14 protein-coding genes and 4 tRNA genes are annotated in these 12,966 nt (G+C 69.0%); 6 read left to right on the top strand and 12 right to left on the bottom strand.

Annotation, left to right across the window (positions count from 1 at the left end; translation table 11 throughout):
- Window positions 1–8: 8 nt before the first annotated feature.
- Together ASG45_RS11295 and thrS are read right to left on the bottom strand one after the other, a co-directional pair.
- Window positions 9–575 carry an HIT family protein gene (locus tag ASG45_RS11295; protein WP_055837282.1) on the bottom strand — a complete coding sequence of 189 codons (567 nt, stop codon included), beginning with the start codon at window positions 573–575 and terminating at the stop codon, window positions 9–11.
- Complete coding sequence (thrS, locus tag ASG45_RS11290) at window positions 572–2,557, bottom strand: threonine--tRNA ligase (RefSeq protein ID WP_055837279.1); 1,986 nt, start codon at window positions 2,555–2,557, stop codon at window positions 572–574. The genes ASG45_RS11295 and thrS overlap by 4 nt, the downstream gene beginning before the upstream one ends.
- Before the next feature lie 82 nt (window positions 2,558–2,639).
- Here thrS and ASG45_RS11285 point away from each other — a divergent pair, with 82 nt between their 5' ends.
- Window positions 2,640–3,791 carry an SLC13 family permease gene (locus ASG45_RS11285; protein WP_082516572.1) on the top strand — a complete coding sequence of 384 codons (1,152 nt, stop codon included), beginning with the start codon at window positions 2,640–2,642 and terminating at the stop codon, window positions 3,789–3,791.
- Window positions 3,792–3,794: 3 nt separating this feature from the next.
- Here the strand turns inward: ASG45_RS11285 and ASG45_RS11280 are convergent, their stop codons facing one another.
- From ASG45_RS11280 to ASG45_RS11270, 3 genes are all read right to left on the bottom strand, one after another.
- On the bottom strand, window positions 3,795–4,187 hold the full coding sequence (locus ASG45_RS11280; RefSeq protein WP_055837276.1) for a TIGR03618 family F420-dependent PPOX class oxidoreductase: 393 nt from the start codon (window positions 4,185–4,187) through the stop codon (window positions 3,795–3,797).
- Window positions 4,188–4,226: 39 nt separating this feature from the next.
- Window positions 4,227–4,610 carry a DUF7882 family protein gene (locus ASG45_RS11275; protein WP_055837273.1) on the bottom strand — a complete coding sequence of 128 codons (384 nt, stop codon included), beginning with the start codon at window positions 4,608–4,610 and terminating at the stop codon, window positions 4,227–4,229.
- 200 nt (window positions 4,611–4,810) lie between these two features.
- Window positions 4,811–5,218 carry a PPOX class F420-dependent oxidoreductase gene (locus ASG45_RS11270; RefSeq protein ID WP_055837269.1) on the bottom strand — a complete coding sequence of 136 codons (408 nt, stop codon included), beginning with the start codon at window positions 5,216–5,218 and terminating at the stop codon, window positions 4,811–4,813.
- Between the two features lie 150 nt (window positions 5,219–5,368).
- Between ASG45_RS11270 and ASG45_RS16220 the strand changes: the two genes are divergently transcribed.
- A complete protein-coding gene (locus tag ASG45_RS16220; protein ID WP_156458880.1) occupies window positions 5,369–5,551 on the top strand; it encodes a hypothetical protein in 183 nt (60 codons plus the stop codon).
- A gap of 475 nt (window positions 5,552–6,026) precedes the next feature.
- A complete protein-coding gene (locus ASG45_RS11265; RefSeq protein WP_055837266.1) occupies window positions 6,027–6,236 on the top strand; it encodes a hypothetical protein in 210 nt (69 codons plus the stop codon).
- A 150-nt stretch (window positions 6,237–6,386) separates the two neighbouring features.
- On the opposite strand, the gene ASG45_RS11260 is transcribed toward ASG45_RS11265, so the two are convergent.
- From ASG45_RS11260 to ASG45_RS11250, 3 genes are all read right to left on the bottom strand, one after another.
- Window positions 6,387–6,458: transfer RNA gene (locus tag ASG45_RS11260), tRNA-Val, on the bottom strand.
- 26 nt (window positions 6,459–6,484) lie between these two features.
- Window positions 6,485–6,555: transfer RNA gene (locus ASG45_RS11255), tRNA-Cys, on the bottom strand.
- A 65-nt stretch (window positions 6,556–6,620) separates the two neighbouring features.
- Window positions 6,621–6,692 (bottom strand) — tRNA-Gly (locus tag ASG45_RS11250).
- A 163-nt stretch (window positions 6,693–6,855) separates the two neighbouring features.
- Between ASG45_RS11250 and ASG45_RS11245 the strand changes: the two genes are divergently transcribed.
- Window positions 6,856–6,928 (top strand) — tRNA-Val (locus tag ASG45_RS11245).
- A gap of 177 nt (window positions 6,929–7,105) precedes the next feature.
- Here ASG45_RS11245 and ASG45_RS11240 read toward each other — a convergent pair.
- The 3 genes from ASG45_RS11240 to zapE all read right to left on the bottom strand — a co-directional run bounded on the left by ASG45_RS11240 (window position 7,106) and on the right by zapE (window position 10,202).
- A complete protein-coding gene (locus ASG45_RS11240) occupies window positions 7,106–7,651 on the bottom strand; it encodes a type II toxin-antitoxin system PemK/MazF family toxin (RefSeq protein WP_082516571.1) in 546 nt (181 codons plus the stop codon).
- 72 nt (window positions 7,652–7,723) lie between these two features.
- Entirely contained in the window at window positions 7,724–8,998 is a 1,275-nt protein-coding gene (locus ASG45_RS11235; RefSeq protein ID WP_055837263.1) for an ammonium transporter, read from the bottom strand.
- A 166-nt stretch (window positions 8,999–9,164) separates the two neighbouring features.
- On the bottom strand, window positions 9,165–10,202 hold the full coding sequence (gene zapE, locus ASG45_RS11230) for a cell division protein ZapE (RefSeq protein ID WP_055837261.1): 1,038 nt from the start codon (window positions 10,200–10,202) through the stop codon (window positions 9,165–9,167).
- A gap of 120 nt (window positions 10,203–10,322) precedes the next feature.
- Here zapE and ASG45_RS11225 point away from each other — a divergent pair, with 120 nt between their 5' ends.
- Window positions 10,323–11,225 (top strand): sulfurtransferase, encoded by a 903-nt coding sequence (locus tag ASG45_RS11225; protein WP_055837257.1) that lies wholly within the window; start codon window positions 10,323–10,325, stop codon window positions 11,223–11,225.
- Window positions 11,226–11,259: 34 nt separating this feature from the next.
- On the top strand, window positions 11,260–11,700 hold the full coding sequence (locus ASG45_RS11220) for a SufE family protein (RefSeq protein ID WP_181015961.1): 441 nt from the start codon (window positions 11,260–11,262) through the stop codon (window positions 11,698–11,700).
- Window positions 11,701–11,742: 42 nt separating this feature from the next.
- On the opposite strand, the gene ASG45_RS11215 is transcribed toward ASG45_RS11220, so the two are convergent.
- Window positions 11,743–12,960 (bottom strand): alpha/beta hydrolase family protein, encoded by a 1,218-nt coding sequence (locus ASG45_RS11215; protein WP_055837252.1) that lies wholly within the window; start codon window positions 12,958–12,960, stop codon window positions 11,743–11,745.
- Window positions 12,961–12,966: the final 6 nt, after the last annotated feature.

Genomic DNA, 12,966 nt, shown 5'->3' with positions numbered 1-12,966 from the left:
GAATCCGCTCAGGCGTTCCACGCCTCGGCCACCGTGCGGCGCACGTCTCCCAGAAGCTGCGGGAGCGCCTTCGTCTTGGCGATGATCGGGAAGAAGTTCGCGTCGGATGCCCAGCGCGGAACAATGTGCTGGTGCAGGTGCCCGTCGACTCCGGCGCCGGCGATCGCACCCTGATTCATGCCCAGGTTGAAGCCGTCGCAGTTCGACACCGCGCGCAGCACGCGCATGCCCCGCTGGGTGAGCGCGCCGATCTCGGCGACCTCTTCGTCGGTCGCCTGGTCGTACGTGGCGATGTGACGGTACGGGCACACCAGCAGGTGGCCCGAGTTGTACGGGAAGAGGTTGAGCAGCACGTACGCGGTCGTGCCGCGCGCGACGATCAGCCCGTCCTCGTCGGACTTCTCGGGCGCCGCGCAGAACGGGCAGTTCTTCTCCATGGGCTCGCGGCCCGCCGAGATGTACGCCATGCGGTGCGGCGTCCACAGTCGCTGGAACTCGTCGGGCACCCCCGCGAGATCCGCGGCGTCGACGATCGACGGCTCGGCCGCCGCCCCGGCATCCGGATCGTTCGTCACGCCAGATCCTCGGCGGTGTTCACGAGCGTGCGGCCCGCGATCGCGCCGGTGATGCGGGCGACGGCCTCGGCGACGGGGACACCGTTGAGCTGGGTGCCGTCGCGGAAGCGGAACGAGATCGTGCCGGCGGCGCGGTCCTGCTCGCCGGCGATCAGCATGAGCGGCACCTTGTGGGTGGTGTGCGTGCGGATCTTCTTCTGCATGCGGTCGTCGCTGTGGTCGGCCTCGGCGCGAACGCCCTTCGACTTCAGATCGGCGACGATCCCGGCCAGGTAGTCGCCGTACTCGGCCGCGACGGGAACCGCCACGACCTGCACCGGTGCGAGCCACACCGGGAACGCGCCCGCGTAGTGCTCGAGCAGGATCGCGAAGAAGCGCTCGACCGAGCCGAAGAGGGCGCGGTGGATCATCACGGGGCGGTGCTTCTCGCCGTCGGGACCGGTGTACTCGAGCTCGAAGCGCTCGGGCTGGTTGAAGTCGAGCTGGATCGTCGACATCTGCCAGGTGCGACCGATGGCATCGCGCGCCTGCACCGAGATCTTGGGACCGTAGAACGCCGCCCCGCCCGGGTCGGGCACGAGTTCGAGTCCCGAGGCCTCGGCGACCTCGCGCAGCGTCTCGGTCGCCTCGACCCAGAGCGCGTCGTCACCGATGAACTTCGGGTTGCCGTCTTCTTTCGTCGACAGCTCGAGGTAGAAGTCGTTGAGGCCGTAGTCGCGCAGGGTCTGCAGCACGAAGTCGAGGCTGTGGGTCAGCTCGCCCTTCACCTGCTCGGCGGTGACGTAGATGTGCGTGTCGTCCTGGGTCATGCCGCGCACGCGGGTGAGGCCCGCGAGGGTGCCGCTCTTCTCGTAGCGGTAGACCGATCCGAACTCGCTCAAGCGAAGCGGCAGCTCGCGGTAGCTGCGGCCGCGCGAGCGGAAGATGAGGTTGTGGAACGGGCAGTTCATCGGCTTGAGGTAGTACGCCTGACCCTCGCGCGAGACGTGACCGTCGGCATCCACCACCTCGTCGAGCACCATCGGGGGGTACATGCCGTCGGCGTACCACTGCAGGTGACCGCTCGTCATGAACAGGTCGCCCTTGGTGATGTGCGGGGTGTTCACGACGTCGTAGCCGTTGGCGAGCAGGCGCTCGCGCATGTAGCGCTCGATCTCGTAGCGGATGATGCCGCCCTTGGGATGGAACACCGCCAGCCCCGGGCCGATCTCGTCGGGGAACGAGAACAGGTCGAGTTCCTTGCCGAGCTTGCGGTGGTCGCGCTTGGCGGCCTCTTCGAGGCGGTGCTGGTACGCGCGCAGCTCGTCTTTCGTGGGCCACGCGGTGCCGTAGATGCGCTGCAGCTGCGGGTTCTTCTCGCTGCCGCGCCAGTACGCGCCGGCGATGCGGGTGAGGTCCCAGCCGTTGCCGATCAGGCGGGTACCGGGAACGTGGGGTCCGCGGCACAGGTCTTTCCACGCGGTCTCGCCGTCGCGGGTGACGTTGTCGTAGATCGTCAGCTCGCCCGCGCCGACCTCGACCGAGGCTCCTTCTGCGGCTTCGGCGGAACCGCCCTTGAGCCCGATGAGCTCGAGCTTGAACGGCTCGTCGGCGAGTTCGGCCCGCGCCTCGTCGTCGGTGACGACGCGGCGCACGAACCGCTGGTTCTCGCGGACGATGCGCTCCATCTCTTTCTTGACGACCTTGAGGTCCTCGGGAGTGAAGGGCTCGTCGACCTGGAAGTCGTAATAGAAGCCGTCGGTGACCGGGGGGCCGATACCGAGGTTGGCCTGGGGCTTGACGCGCTGGACCGCCTGCGCGAGCACATGCGCGGTGGAGTGGCGCAGGATCGAGAGTCCGTCGGCGCTGTCGATCGTGACAGGCTCCACCTGGTCGTCGGCCGTCACGGTCGTGGCCAGGTCTTTCAGTTCCCCGTTGACGCGCAGAGCGACGACCGAACGGTCGGGGAAGAGGGCGAAGCCATCGGCGGGGAAATCAGTCACAGAACATCTCCTGAAGGGGTCGTTTCCAGGCTACCCGGCGGGCGTGGTCTCGACCGCACCCGACGTGCCCCATAGTGGAGCGGTGACTCTGGCCATCATCGGCGGCGTGCTGTGGATCCTCGGGATCATCGCGCTGCTCACCGGCATCTTCCCCGCCGACGACGCCCTCGCCGTCGCCGATCGCGTGTGGCCGATCCTGCTGTTCGTCGTCGCGGTCACCGTCGTCGCCGAACTGGCGTCGAAGGCCGGCCTGTTCGACGTCGTCGCCGCACGCCTGGCCCGGATCGCCCGGGGACGCACGGCGCTGCTGTGGGTGCTGGTCGTGGCCCTCGCGACGGTGGCGACGGCCTTCCTGTCGCTGGACACCACCGCGGTGCTATTGACACCGGTCGTGGTGTCGATGGCGGTCGCGCGCAAGCTCGATCCGCTGCCGTTCGCGTTCGTGACCGTGGTGCTGGCCAACACCGCCTCGCTGGTGCTGCCGGTGTCGAACCTCACCAACCTGCTGGCATCCGAAGCTCTCGGCGGCGGGCACGACCCGGTCGCGTTCCTCGCTCTGCTCGGACCCTCGGCGTTCATCGCCATCGCGGTGTCGGTCGTGGTGCTGACGCTGGTGTTCCTGCGTCGCCTGCCCAAGACGTACCCGGATGCCGCCTCCCCCACCGTCTCGGATCCCGTGCTGCTGCGCGTGTCGGGGGTGGTGACCCTCGCCCTGCTGCCGCTGCTCGTGGTCGGTCTCGAGCCGTGGATGCCGGCCGTCGGCGCTGCCGTCGTGCTCATCGCAGTGTTCGCGTGGCGGGCGCCCCGGACTCTCGGCATCCGGCTGGTGCCGTGGTCGCTTCTCGTGTTCGCGGGCGGTCTGTTCCTGGCGGTGGGCGCGCTGGAAGCCCTGGGGATCGGGCGGATCACCTCGGTGCTCGCCGGAACGGGCGACGACCTCGTCTCGCTCTGGCAGCTCGCCGGGGTGGGGGCGCTGGCGGCGAACGGCATCAACAACCTGCCGGGCTACCTGGCGCTCGAGTCGGTCGCCGGGTCGCCCGTGCGGTTGGCGGCCCTGCTCGTGGGTGTCAACGCGGGACCGATCGTCACGCCCTGGGCGTCGCTGGCGACCCTTCTCTGGCACGACCGGTTGGTCGCAGCGGGCGTCGAGGTGCGCTGGAGCCGCTTCGTGCTCCTCGGCGCGGTGATCGCGCCGATCATCCTCGTCCTCGGCGTGCTGCCGCTGGCGTTCTGAACGTCAGCTCTCGTACGCGCGCGCCCACGACTTGCGGGGCTCGATGAACCACACCGCCAGTCCCTCGCGCATCTCATACGGTGCGCCCGTGTACAGCGTGGAGATGCGGTCGACGTACGGCAGGGCTGCGTCGCCGTCGATGCGTCCCCCCGCTTCGCCGCGCACGAACGCCATCGCGTAGGCGTTGTCGGCGCCCGTGACCGAGATCGCCACGCGGGGGTCGCGGAGCAGGTTGCGGTCCTTCAGCGTGTCCACCTCGGTGAAGATCATGAGGCGATCGCCGTCGACGCCCACCCACAGCGGGACGGAGTGCGGGGACCCGTCGCGCATGAGGGTTGCGAGGTGCGCGATCGCGTCGGTTTCGAAGTAGGGCTTGGCGTCGGTCCAGTCGCTCATGCCCGTCTCAACCGTCGCCGTCGGGTGGGCTATTCCCGTTCAGGACTTCGTGAACGCGGGATGCTGGTCGTTCGGCACCTCGCGGAAGACCATCTCATCGCGCGGAGCGCTGTCGCGCGGCGTGAACTCGTCGGGTTCGGGGATGACGTAGAGACCGCGGCCGGAGTTGGCGTTGTGGGTCAGCGCGTGCAGCCAGGCCGAACTCAGCTGCGGAGTGCGGCTGCCGTGATACTTGAACACCAGCGAGACGTTCGGGTGGATGTAGACCGTCGTCCGCCCGCCCCCGGTGCTGATGTCGTCCTTCCAGGTGAAAGGAAAACTCTCCCCGCGACGTACTTTGGCCATGATCACGGCCTGCAAGTGGGCGAGGAGGCGGTCCTCGAAATCGACCTTGATGTTGCTGTCGTAAATGAACTTGCCCATGATGCCCCCCGCAGATCGACGCCGGACCGCGCTTCCCTCGGCGAGAAATGTCGAGCGCGGTGGCCGGCGGTGTCGACCGGTTCTCCGCCTCTAACGTCTCGCGGATGCTCGGCAGTCGAGAACACCCGCGCGTCGTCGTGCGGAATCTGGCCAGGTCGCGGCGCTCCGCGGCCGGGCTGCCGCCGACGGTCGCTCGGTGCTCAGCGCGAGATGCGGATGATGACGCGGTCGCCGGGCTTGCGCTGGACCCGGCGCACGAGGGCTTCGAACCCCAGGATCAGCCGGTACTGCAGGCGGTACTTGCGGCGCAGGGCCGCGTCGGCGTGCGCGTCGTCGGTCGCGGCCCCAGCGATGCGGCCGTGCGCCTCGACCGTGATGGCATCCGGCTCCACCGCTCCCATCCGACTGCAGGGGCGCAGGGTCACCCGCTGGTCGTTGCGCAGGCGCTTCACCTTGCCCGTGTTGCGCTCGCTCGTCACGACGAGCTCGTCGCCGTCGCGGGCGACCCACACCGGAACCGCGACGAGGGCGCCGTTCTTGCGATAGGTGCCGAGGGAGACGAACGGGGATGCCGCGATCTCGCGCCAGAGGGTGTCGGGAACGGTCATGTCGCCCACGGTACTGCGCGGTCGCCGCGCACTGACCGGGGTTGCGCTCGTCAAGGAGTGTTCCCGGACCGATCGCGCGCGCCCTGTGCACTTCGCGCACATGTCATGGGAGCGCTTCCATGGCGCAGATGAACGCTCTACGGTGAGGACATGGGGAGCTATGTGGTGCCACGCGTGGGAGCTGTCGTGGTGTCGTTGCACACCCACGAGTTCGGGCTGTCGAACGACTCCGTGACCCTGCTGACGGCGGTGCGGCGTCCCGGCGGCCAGTCGGTCGACACCGTCGCGCACGAACGCGTCGCGCAGTACCTGGAGAGCATCGGGGTGCTCTGATCCCGACGTCGAGCGACCGGGACGTGCAACCTCAAGGTCGGCTGAAGAGAACCTCAAGGTGGGCGCAAGTCTGCCCGCTACCCGTCCCCCACTTGGGGGACATGCCCTAGCGTCAGAACGTTCCCGCCGTCAGGCACTTCACCAGCCCCCCTTACTGGCGGCGGGAACGATTCCCCCCTCGCCCAGATCCGCCGTGCGCCCCGCGCGCCGTGTGTCATCGCGCGACACGCGCGCCGTGTGTCATTGCGCGACACGCGCGCCGTGTGTCATCGCGCGACACGCAGAGACGGAGCGAGAGGGGTCCGTGTCCCCCATTTGGGGGACAATCGTGTAGCCTCGTCAAGGCTCCCGCCCCGCCCCCTCGGCACCCCCCTGCCTGGGGCGGGAGTCTCCACCTCGGATTCCCGGGTGCGCCGGTGGGATCTCCCCCTCGCGGCGGAGGTCGCCGTCGATGGTCCTGCCTATCGTGGGGCTCATGACGGACAAGAAGGACACTCCCCCGCAGATCGCCGGGTGGCTCTTCCTCGCGGCGATCCTCGCCTTCGCCTCGTCGTCTCTCTTCGACGGGGAGGGGCTGTGGCGGTGGAACGTGGTGGTGCTCGGTTTCGTGCTCATCCTCATCGGTTGCGTGCGCCTCGGCGTCGAGCTGGGCGCCCGTCGTCGGCGCAAGCCGCCGGAGGCGTGAAACCGGCTCGAAGCGGGTCGCTCCCCCACGGCACGGTGCCGGCACTCGTCGACGGGATGCCGATCTCCGGCGAATCGCGATCGTCGAGGGCGCCGTGTCGTAACGCAAAAAACCCCCGGAAGTCCGGGGGTTTTCGACGATACTGAGCTGTGCGCGATACTGGGATCGAACCAGTGACCTCTTCCGTGTCAGGGAAGCGCGCTACCGCTGCGCCAATCGCGCCTATACAGGCTGTTCTGTTATGAGCGAGGTGGCGACGGGATTCGAACCCGTGTAAACGGCTTTGCAGGCCGGTGCCTAGCCGCTCGGCCACGCCACCGTGTGTGGTTCGACCCACGTGTCGTGATCTTCCGTCGGTTTCCCTGACGAAGACCTCTTCACTCGAGCGGATGACGAGATTCGAACTCGCGACCCTCACCTTGGCAAGGTGATGCGCTACCACTGCGCTACATCCGCATTTTGTTCCCGGGGCTTGCCCCGAGCACTCGTAAGACATTACCTGATCTGAGCGCCGGCGCAAAACGGGGCGCGCCCCGCGCGTGTCTCCTTCTGCTGCGCGGCCTATGGTTCGGAGCACTCCTCGGCATCCGGTACGATCGATGAGTCCCGTACGAGATGCGGGCGATTGGCGCAGTTGGTAGCGCGCTTCCTTCACACGGAAGAGGTCGTCGGTTCGAGTCCGGCATCGCCCACCGAAAGCCCCCGGTCCGCCGGGGGCTTCGTCGTTTCTCCGGCGATGTCTCGCATGGGCGGTGCCCGCGAGCACCGTCGGCGGTCCCCTGCGGCCACGGCCGGCGAACCGCTCCGGGTCTATCCCGTCGTGGCGTTCCTCACCTCGACGGCCCCGATGATCGGCGCCGAAGCGGGTGTCAGCCGCGCCGCCAGCCGTACCGCGCTGTCAGCGCCGCCGCGACCGTGTCGAACCGACGACGGTCCAGCGCCGCCGCCTCGCGTCGCATGCCTGCGTCGGGCACCAGGTACACCTGCTCGATGTCGAGCCAGGAGGGCCGGCCCTGCGGGTCCCAGTCCCCCGTACCCAGCGCCAGGTACTGGCGGTCGCCGTCGTGCGGCTTGCTCGTCAGACGGACGGCGTAGGAGTGGGTGGCATCCGCGCGACCGATCACGAGGACGGGGCGGTCCTTGCCCCGACCGTCGCGTTCCTCGTAGGGCACCCACGTCCAGATGATCTCGCCACCGTCGGGGGCGTTGTCGCGTTCGGGGGCGTACGAGACCGTCAGACGCCGGGGCGGCTCGATCTCGACGGTCTGGGCGCCGGCGGGCGCCGACGACGTCGCAGCGGGCTGTGAAGGCCGTACGGGAGTGGTGCTGCGCCGGTCGCCCCGCGACGTCGGCGCGGTCGTCGACGGACGCAGGATGCCCAACAGGGCAGAGAGCAGGCGAGACGTGGTTCCCATACCCACACCCTAGGCACGCAGAACGGGGCGCCACCGACGAATCGGTGACGCCCCGTTCGGGGTGAGGCGGTATCAGCCGCGCACGTCCGAGAGCACGTAGCCCTCTTCACCGTGCACGACGGTGTCGATGCCGGCGATCTCGTCTTCGTTCTTCACGCGGAAGCCGATCGTCTTCTCGATCGCGAGACCGATGACGAAGGCGAGCACGAAGGAGTACACCAGCACCGCAAGGGCGGCGATCGCCTGAACGACCAGCTGGTTGAACGAGCCGCTGTAGATGAGGCCGGTGTTGTTGGCGAAGATGCCGAGGTACAGCGTTCCGATCAGACCACCGACGAGGTGGATGCCGACCACATCGAGCGAGTCGTCGAAGCCGAGCTTGAACTTCAGCTCGATCGCCAGGGCGCAGACGGCACCGGCGACAAGGCCGAGCACGATGGCCCACACGGGCGTCAGCGCGGCACACGCCGGGGTGATGGCGACGAGGCCCGCGACGGCACCCGAGGCGGCGCCGACCGAGGTGGGCTTGCCGTCCTTGATCTTCTCGACGATCAGCCAGGCGAGAAGAGCGGCGGCAGGGGCGGCGATCGTGTTGACGAAGGCCAGAGCCGCGGTGCCGTCAGCGGCGAGCTCGGAGCCCGCGTTGAAGCCGAACCAGCCGAACCACAGCAGACCCGCGCCCAGCAGCACGAACGGCGGGTTGTGGGGAACGTGGGCGCCCTTCTGGAAGCCGACGCGCTTGCCGAGCACGATCGCCAGGGCGAGGGCTGCGGCACCGGCGTTGATGTGCACCGCGGTTCCACCGGCGAAGTCGATCGCCCCGACGCCGAACACGTCCTGAAGGCCCTTGGTGATCCAGCCGCCGTACGAGAACGAGCCGTCCTCGGCCAGGCCGAAGTTGAAGACCCAGCTGGCGACGGGGAAGTAGACGACCGTGGCCCAGATGCCGGCGAAGATCATCCACGCACCGAACTTGGCACGGTCGGCGATGGCGCCCGACACGAGCGCGACGGTGATGATCGCGAAGGTCGCCTGGAAGGCGACGAAGGCGAGCGGCGGGTAAGCGGCGCCCTCGGGGGTCTCGAGCACGCCCGTGAGGCCGAGTTCGTTGAAGTCGAGCATCCAGGGGAAGTTGGTGACCCCGGAGTCGGTTGCGGGGAACGCGATGGCGTATCCGTAGAGGACCCAGAGGACCCCCATCAGACCCATTGCGCCGAAGCTCATCATCATCATGCTGATGACGCTCTTGGCCTTGACGAGGCCGCCGTAGAAGAACGCGAGTCCTGGCGTCATCAGCAGCACGAGGGCGGCTGCTATCAGGATGAATGCGGTGTTGCCTTGATCCATCTCGGAGGGAACCTCTCTGCAGGGACGCAGGTAAAGCGTCGGGTCCCCTCAGTGTCGTCAGCCCGGGTTACCGTCGTCGTTCGCCTCGTGTTACCGGCGGGTTACAGCAGGCCCGCCCCGGTAAACATCACGTTTCGTCGGGCCGAGAGGCGGTGATGAGAGAGCCTCAGGAGTGCGTGAGCGCGACCAGGCGCGAGACGGCGCGCAGGTACTTCTTGCGGTAGCCGCCCCCGAGCATCTCTTCGCCGAACACCGTGTTCAGCGGCACGCCGGTGGCCCGGATCGGGATCTGCGCGTCGTACGCGCGGTCGATGAAGGCGACCAGTCTCAGCGCGGCCGACTGATCGTGCAGCACCTCGACGTCCCGCAGGCCGATGGTGTCGACACCGTCGATGAGGCGGATGAAGCGCGAGGGGTGCACGCGGGCGAGGTGGGCGACGAGGTCCGAGAACGCGTCGTCGGATGCCACTCCCCCGGCCGCCGCGGCATCGATCGCCGCACGGTAGTCGTCGTCCGACAGCACCTTGGCGGAGCCGTCGATGGCGCGCTGGCGGAAGTCGGTGCCGTCGATGCGGATCGTGCGGAAGCTGTCGGACATCGACTGGATCTCGCGCAAGAAGTCCTGGGCGGCGAACCGGCCCTCGCCCAGCGCGTTGGGCGGGGTGTTCGAGGTGGCGGCCAACCGGGTGCCGGATGCCACGAGCTCGCCGAGAAGTCGCGTCATCACCATCGTGTCGCCCGGGTCGTCGAGCTCGAACTCGTCGATGCACAGCAGGTCGGATCCGCGGAACAGCTCGACGGCCTTGGCGTAGCCGAGCACGCCGACGAGGGCGGTGTACTCGATGAAGGAGCCGAAGTACTTCCGGCGCGCGGGCATGGCGTGGTAGATCGATGCGAGCAGGTGGGTCTTTCCGACGCCGAAGCCGCCGTCGAGATAGACGCCGGGTTTGACGGCCGGAGCCTTCTCGGCGCGGCGGAAGAATCCGCCCTTCTTCGCCGGAGCCGACTGCTTGCCGGCGAACGCCTGCAGCAGTTCCTTCGACTCCTGCTGCGACGGGTACGCGTCGTCTGCCCGGTACGACTCGAACGTCGCGCCGTCGAACTGCGGGGGCGGCACCAGGGCGTTCACCATCTCGGCACCCGTGACCGCGGGCTCGCGGTCGCCGAGGTGGATGAGGCCGGTCGTCGCGGGCGTAGAAGTCATGGTCGTCCTGTGTCCGAGTCTTACGAGAGGGGTGCTGGCCCCGACACAGCCGATCTAGGGTCGGAGGTGCGGTGTCCACCCTATGCCGCCGCATCCGACACCCCGACCGAGGAGACGCCCGTGACCGTCGAGTTCGACACCACCTCCCCCAAATTCGCCGACTACGCCGAGCCGGGCCGGCTCGTCACCGGCGATTGGCTTCAGGAACGCCTCGGTCAGCCGGGCCTGGTCGTCGTCGAATCCGATGAAGACGTGCTCCTCTACGAGGTTGGTCACATCCCGGGCGCGGTCAAGGTCGACTGGCACACCGAGCTGAACGACCCCGTCGTGCGCGACTACGTCGACGGAGAGGGCTTCGCGGAGCTGCTGAGCCGCAAGGGCATCTCGCGCGACGACACCGTCATCATCTACGGCGACAAGAACAACTGGTGGGCCGCGTACGCCCTGTGGGTGTTCTCGCTCTTCGGCCATGAAGACGTGCGCCTGCTCGACGGCGGACGCGACAAGTGGATCGGCGAGGGGCGTCCGGTCACGACCGACAAGACGGTCGTCGAGCCCACCGACTACCCCGTGGTCGAGCGCGACGACTCCCTCCTGCGCGCATACAAAGACGACGTGCTCGCGCACCTCGGCAACCCGCTCATCGATGTGCGCTCCCCCGAGGAGTACTCCGGCGAGCGCACCACCGCGCCCGCCTATCCCGAAGAGGGCGCGCTGCGCGCAGGACACATCCCGAGCGCCCAGAGCGTGCCGTGGAGCAAGGCGGTCGCCGAGGACGGCGGGTTCAAGTCGCGCGCGGAGCTGGATGCCATCTACCGCGACGGAGCCGGACTGGCCGACGGCGACAAGATCGTGGCGTACTGCCGCATCGGCGAGCGCTCGAGCCACACCTGGTTCGTGCTGAAGCACCTGCTCGGCTTCGAGGACGTGCGCAACTACGACGGATCGTGGACCGAGTGGGGCAGCGCCGTGCGCGTGCCGATCGTCGCGGGGTCGGAGCCGGGCGAGGTGCCCGCGCGCTGAGCGCGGTCGTCGCGGGCGTGGGAAGATGACGGAGATGTCCGACAACGCCCTCCCCGCCCGCCTCGCCGAGATCCGCGAGGAGTTCCTCGAGCTCGACGAGCCCGACCGGTTGCAGTTGCTGCTGGAGTTCTCGCAGGAGCTGCCGGCGGTGCCGGCCGAGTACGCCGACCACCCCGAGATGCGTGAACGCGTCGTCGAGTGCCAGTCGCCGGTGTACATCATCGTCACGGTCGACGCCGAGGATCGCGTCGCGATGCACGCGACCGCTCCCGCCGAGGCGCCGACCACGCGCGGGTTCGCGAGCATCCTGTCGCAGGGGCTCACCGGGCTGAGCGCCGACGAGATGCTGGCCGTGCCCGACGACTTCCCGCAGAGCATCGGGTTGACGCGCGCGGTGAGTCCGCTGCGCATCGCGGGGATGACGGGCATGCTCATGCGCGCGAAGCGTCAGGTGCGCGCGAAGCGCGCCGGCTGAGACCCGCCGCACGCGTGCGCTCGGCGAGGGCGCGGGAGGTGTTCAGCCCTCGGGATCGCCGACCGCGAGGCCCTGGGCGCGCACCCACGAGCGGATGGCATCCGTCCACCGCATCTCGTCGTAGTTCCACAGCTTCGTGTGGCGCGCCACCTCGAAGGTCTCCATGGTGACGAGGTCGGGCCGCGCGGCGGCCAGGGCGTGCGAGGCGTCGGCGGGGACGAACCCGTCGTCGTCGCTGTGCAGCAGGAGCACCGGATGCCGCAACTCGGCCGCCCGCGCGACTCCATCGAGGCGGTCGAGCGGAATGGGTTCGCCGCTGCCGAGCAGGGCGGCGCCCCAGGTCGACCCGATGAGGTGCTGGGCGAGGCCGAACACCGGTGCGGGCAGGCGCATCAGACGCCCCTGATAGGCGAGGACGGTGCGCCAGTCCACGACGGGCGAGTCGAGCACGAGACCGGCGATGATGTCGCCGTGCGGCGAGTCGAACGCCGCCTGCAGGGCCAGGGCTCCGCCCATCGACCAGCCCATCACGATGACGCGGCGCGCGCCGTGCGCGCGGGCGTACCCGATCGCGGCATCCAGGTCGTGCCACTCGGTCGCCCCCAGCGCGTACGTGCCGGTGGCGCTCGGCGCGGCCTCGCCGTCGTTGCGGTACGACACGACCAGGCTCGTGATGCCGAGGTCGTGGAAGACGGGGACGGCCCGCAGCGTCTCGGCGCGCGTCGTGCCGCGCCCGTGCACCTGGATGACCCACACGTCGGTGTCGGCGGGCGCCGGGAACTCCCAGGCGGGGCAGGCGCCGATCAGGGTGTCGATCGTCACGGAACGCACGGGGAGGTGCAGGTCTTCCGGCTGGTCGTAGTACCAGCCGCTGAACGCGGCCTCGGGCGCTAGGTCGCCGTCGGCGGGCACGTGCGTCAGCAGCTTGCGGGTGACGGTCGTCGCGTCGCTGCCGACGATGGACCCCACCCGCAGGTAGTCGACGCTCCCCACGGTGAAGAGGCCGTACCGGCCGGGCAATTCGGTGTCGGGGGTGCGGTCGAGGGTGATCGTCTGCGCCGCCGCGTCGACCGAGGCGATGCGCACGTTCGGAACCCGACCGGCGGGCGTGACCACGGTGCGGGCGACGCGCAGCGACACGGCGGCCAGGGCGGCAGAAGACACCCCGAGAGCGAGGGAGAGGGAGGACAGGGCGAGGCGCACACCGGCGACCGTGCGCCGCGATGCGCGCGGACCCGCGGCGCGCCTGGGAGCGTTCATCGTGGC

This window comes from Microbacterium sp. Leaf436 (assembly GCF_001424715.1).
Taxonomy (GTDB): domain Bacteria; phylum Actinomycetota; class Actinomycetes; order Actinomycetales; family Microbacteriaceae; genus Microbacterium.
The sequence above is the reverse complement of the archived record's forward strand: the minus strand, read 5'-3'. Positions and strand labels throughout refer to the sequence as shown.

Excerpts from the sequence above, each read along its gene's own strand:
- ASG45_RS16220 (WP_156458880.1), top strand. The coding sequence starts at position 5,369 with ATGGGGAGCTATGTGGTGCCACGCGTGGGAGCTGTCGTGGTGTCGTTG.
- zapE (WP_055837261.1), bottom strand. The coding sequence starts at position 10,202 with ATGACTTCTACGCCCGCGACGACCGGCCTCATCCACCTCGGCGACCGC.
- ASG45_RS11275 (WP_055837273.1), bottom strand. The coding sequence starts at position 4,610 with ATGGGCAAGTTCATTTACGACAGCAACATCAAGGTCGATTTCGAGGAC.
- ASG45_RS11280 (WP_055837276.1), bottom strand. The coding sequence starts at position 4,187 with ATGAGCGACTGGACCGACGCCAAGCCCTACTTCGAAACCGACGCGATC.
- ASG45_RS11270 (WP_055837269.1), bottom strand. The coding sequence starts at position 5,218 with ATGACCGTTCCCGACACCCTCTGGCGCGAGATCGCGGCATCCCCGTTC.
- ASG45_RS11240 (WP_082516571.1), bottom strand. The coding sequence starts at position 7,651 with ATGGGAACCACGTCTCGCCTGCTCTCTGCCCTGTTGGGCATCCTGCGT.
- ASG45_RS11265 (WP_055837266.1), top strand. The coding sequence starts at position 6,027 with ATGACGGACAAGAAGGACACTCCCCCGCAGATCGCCGGGTGGCTCTTC.
- ASG45_RS11215 (WP_055837252.1), bottom strand. The coding sequence starts at position 12,960 with ATGAACGCTCCCAGGCGCGCCGCGGGTCCGCGCGCATCGCGGCGCACG.
- ASG45_RS11220 (WP_181015961.1), top strand. The coding sequence starts at position 11,260 with ATGTCCGACAACGCCCTCCCCGCCCGCCTCGCCGAGATCCGCGAGGAG.
- ASG45_RS11235 (WP_055837263.1), bottom strand. The coding sequence starts at position 8,998 with ATGGATCAAGGCAACACCGCATTCATCCTGATAGCAGCCGCCCTCGTG.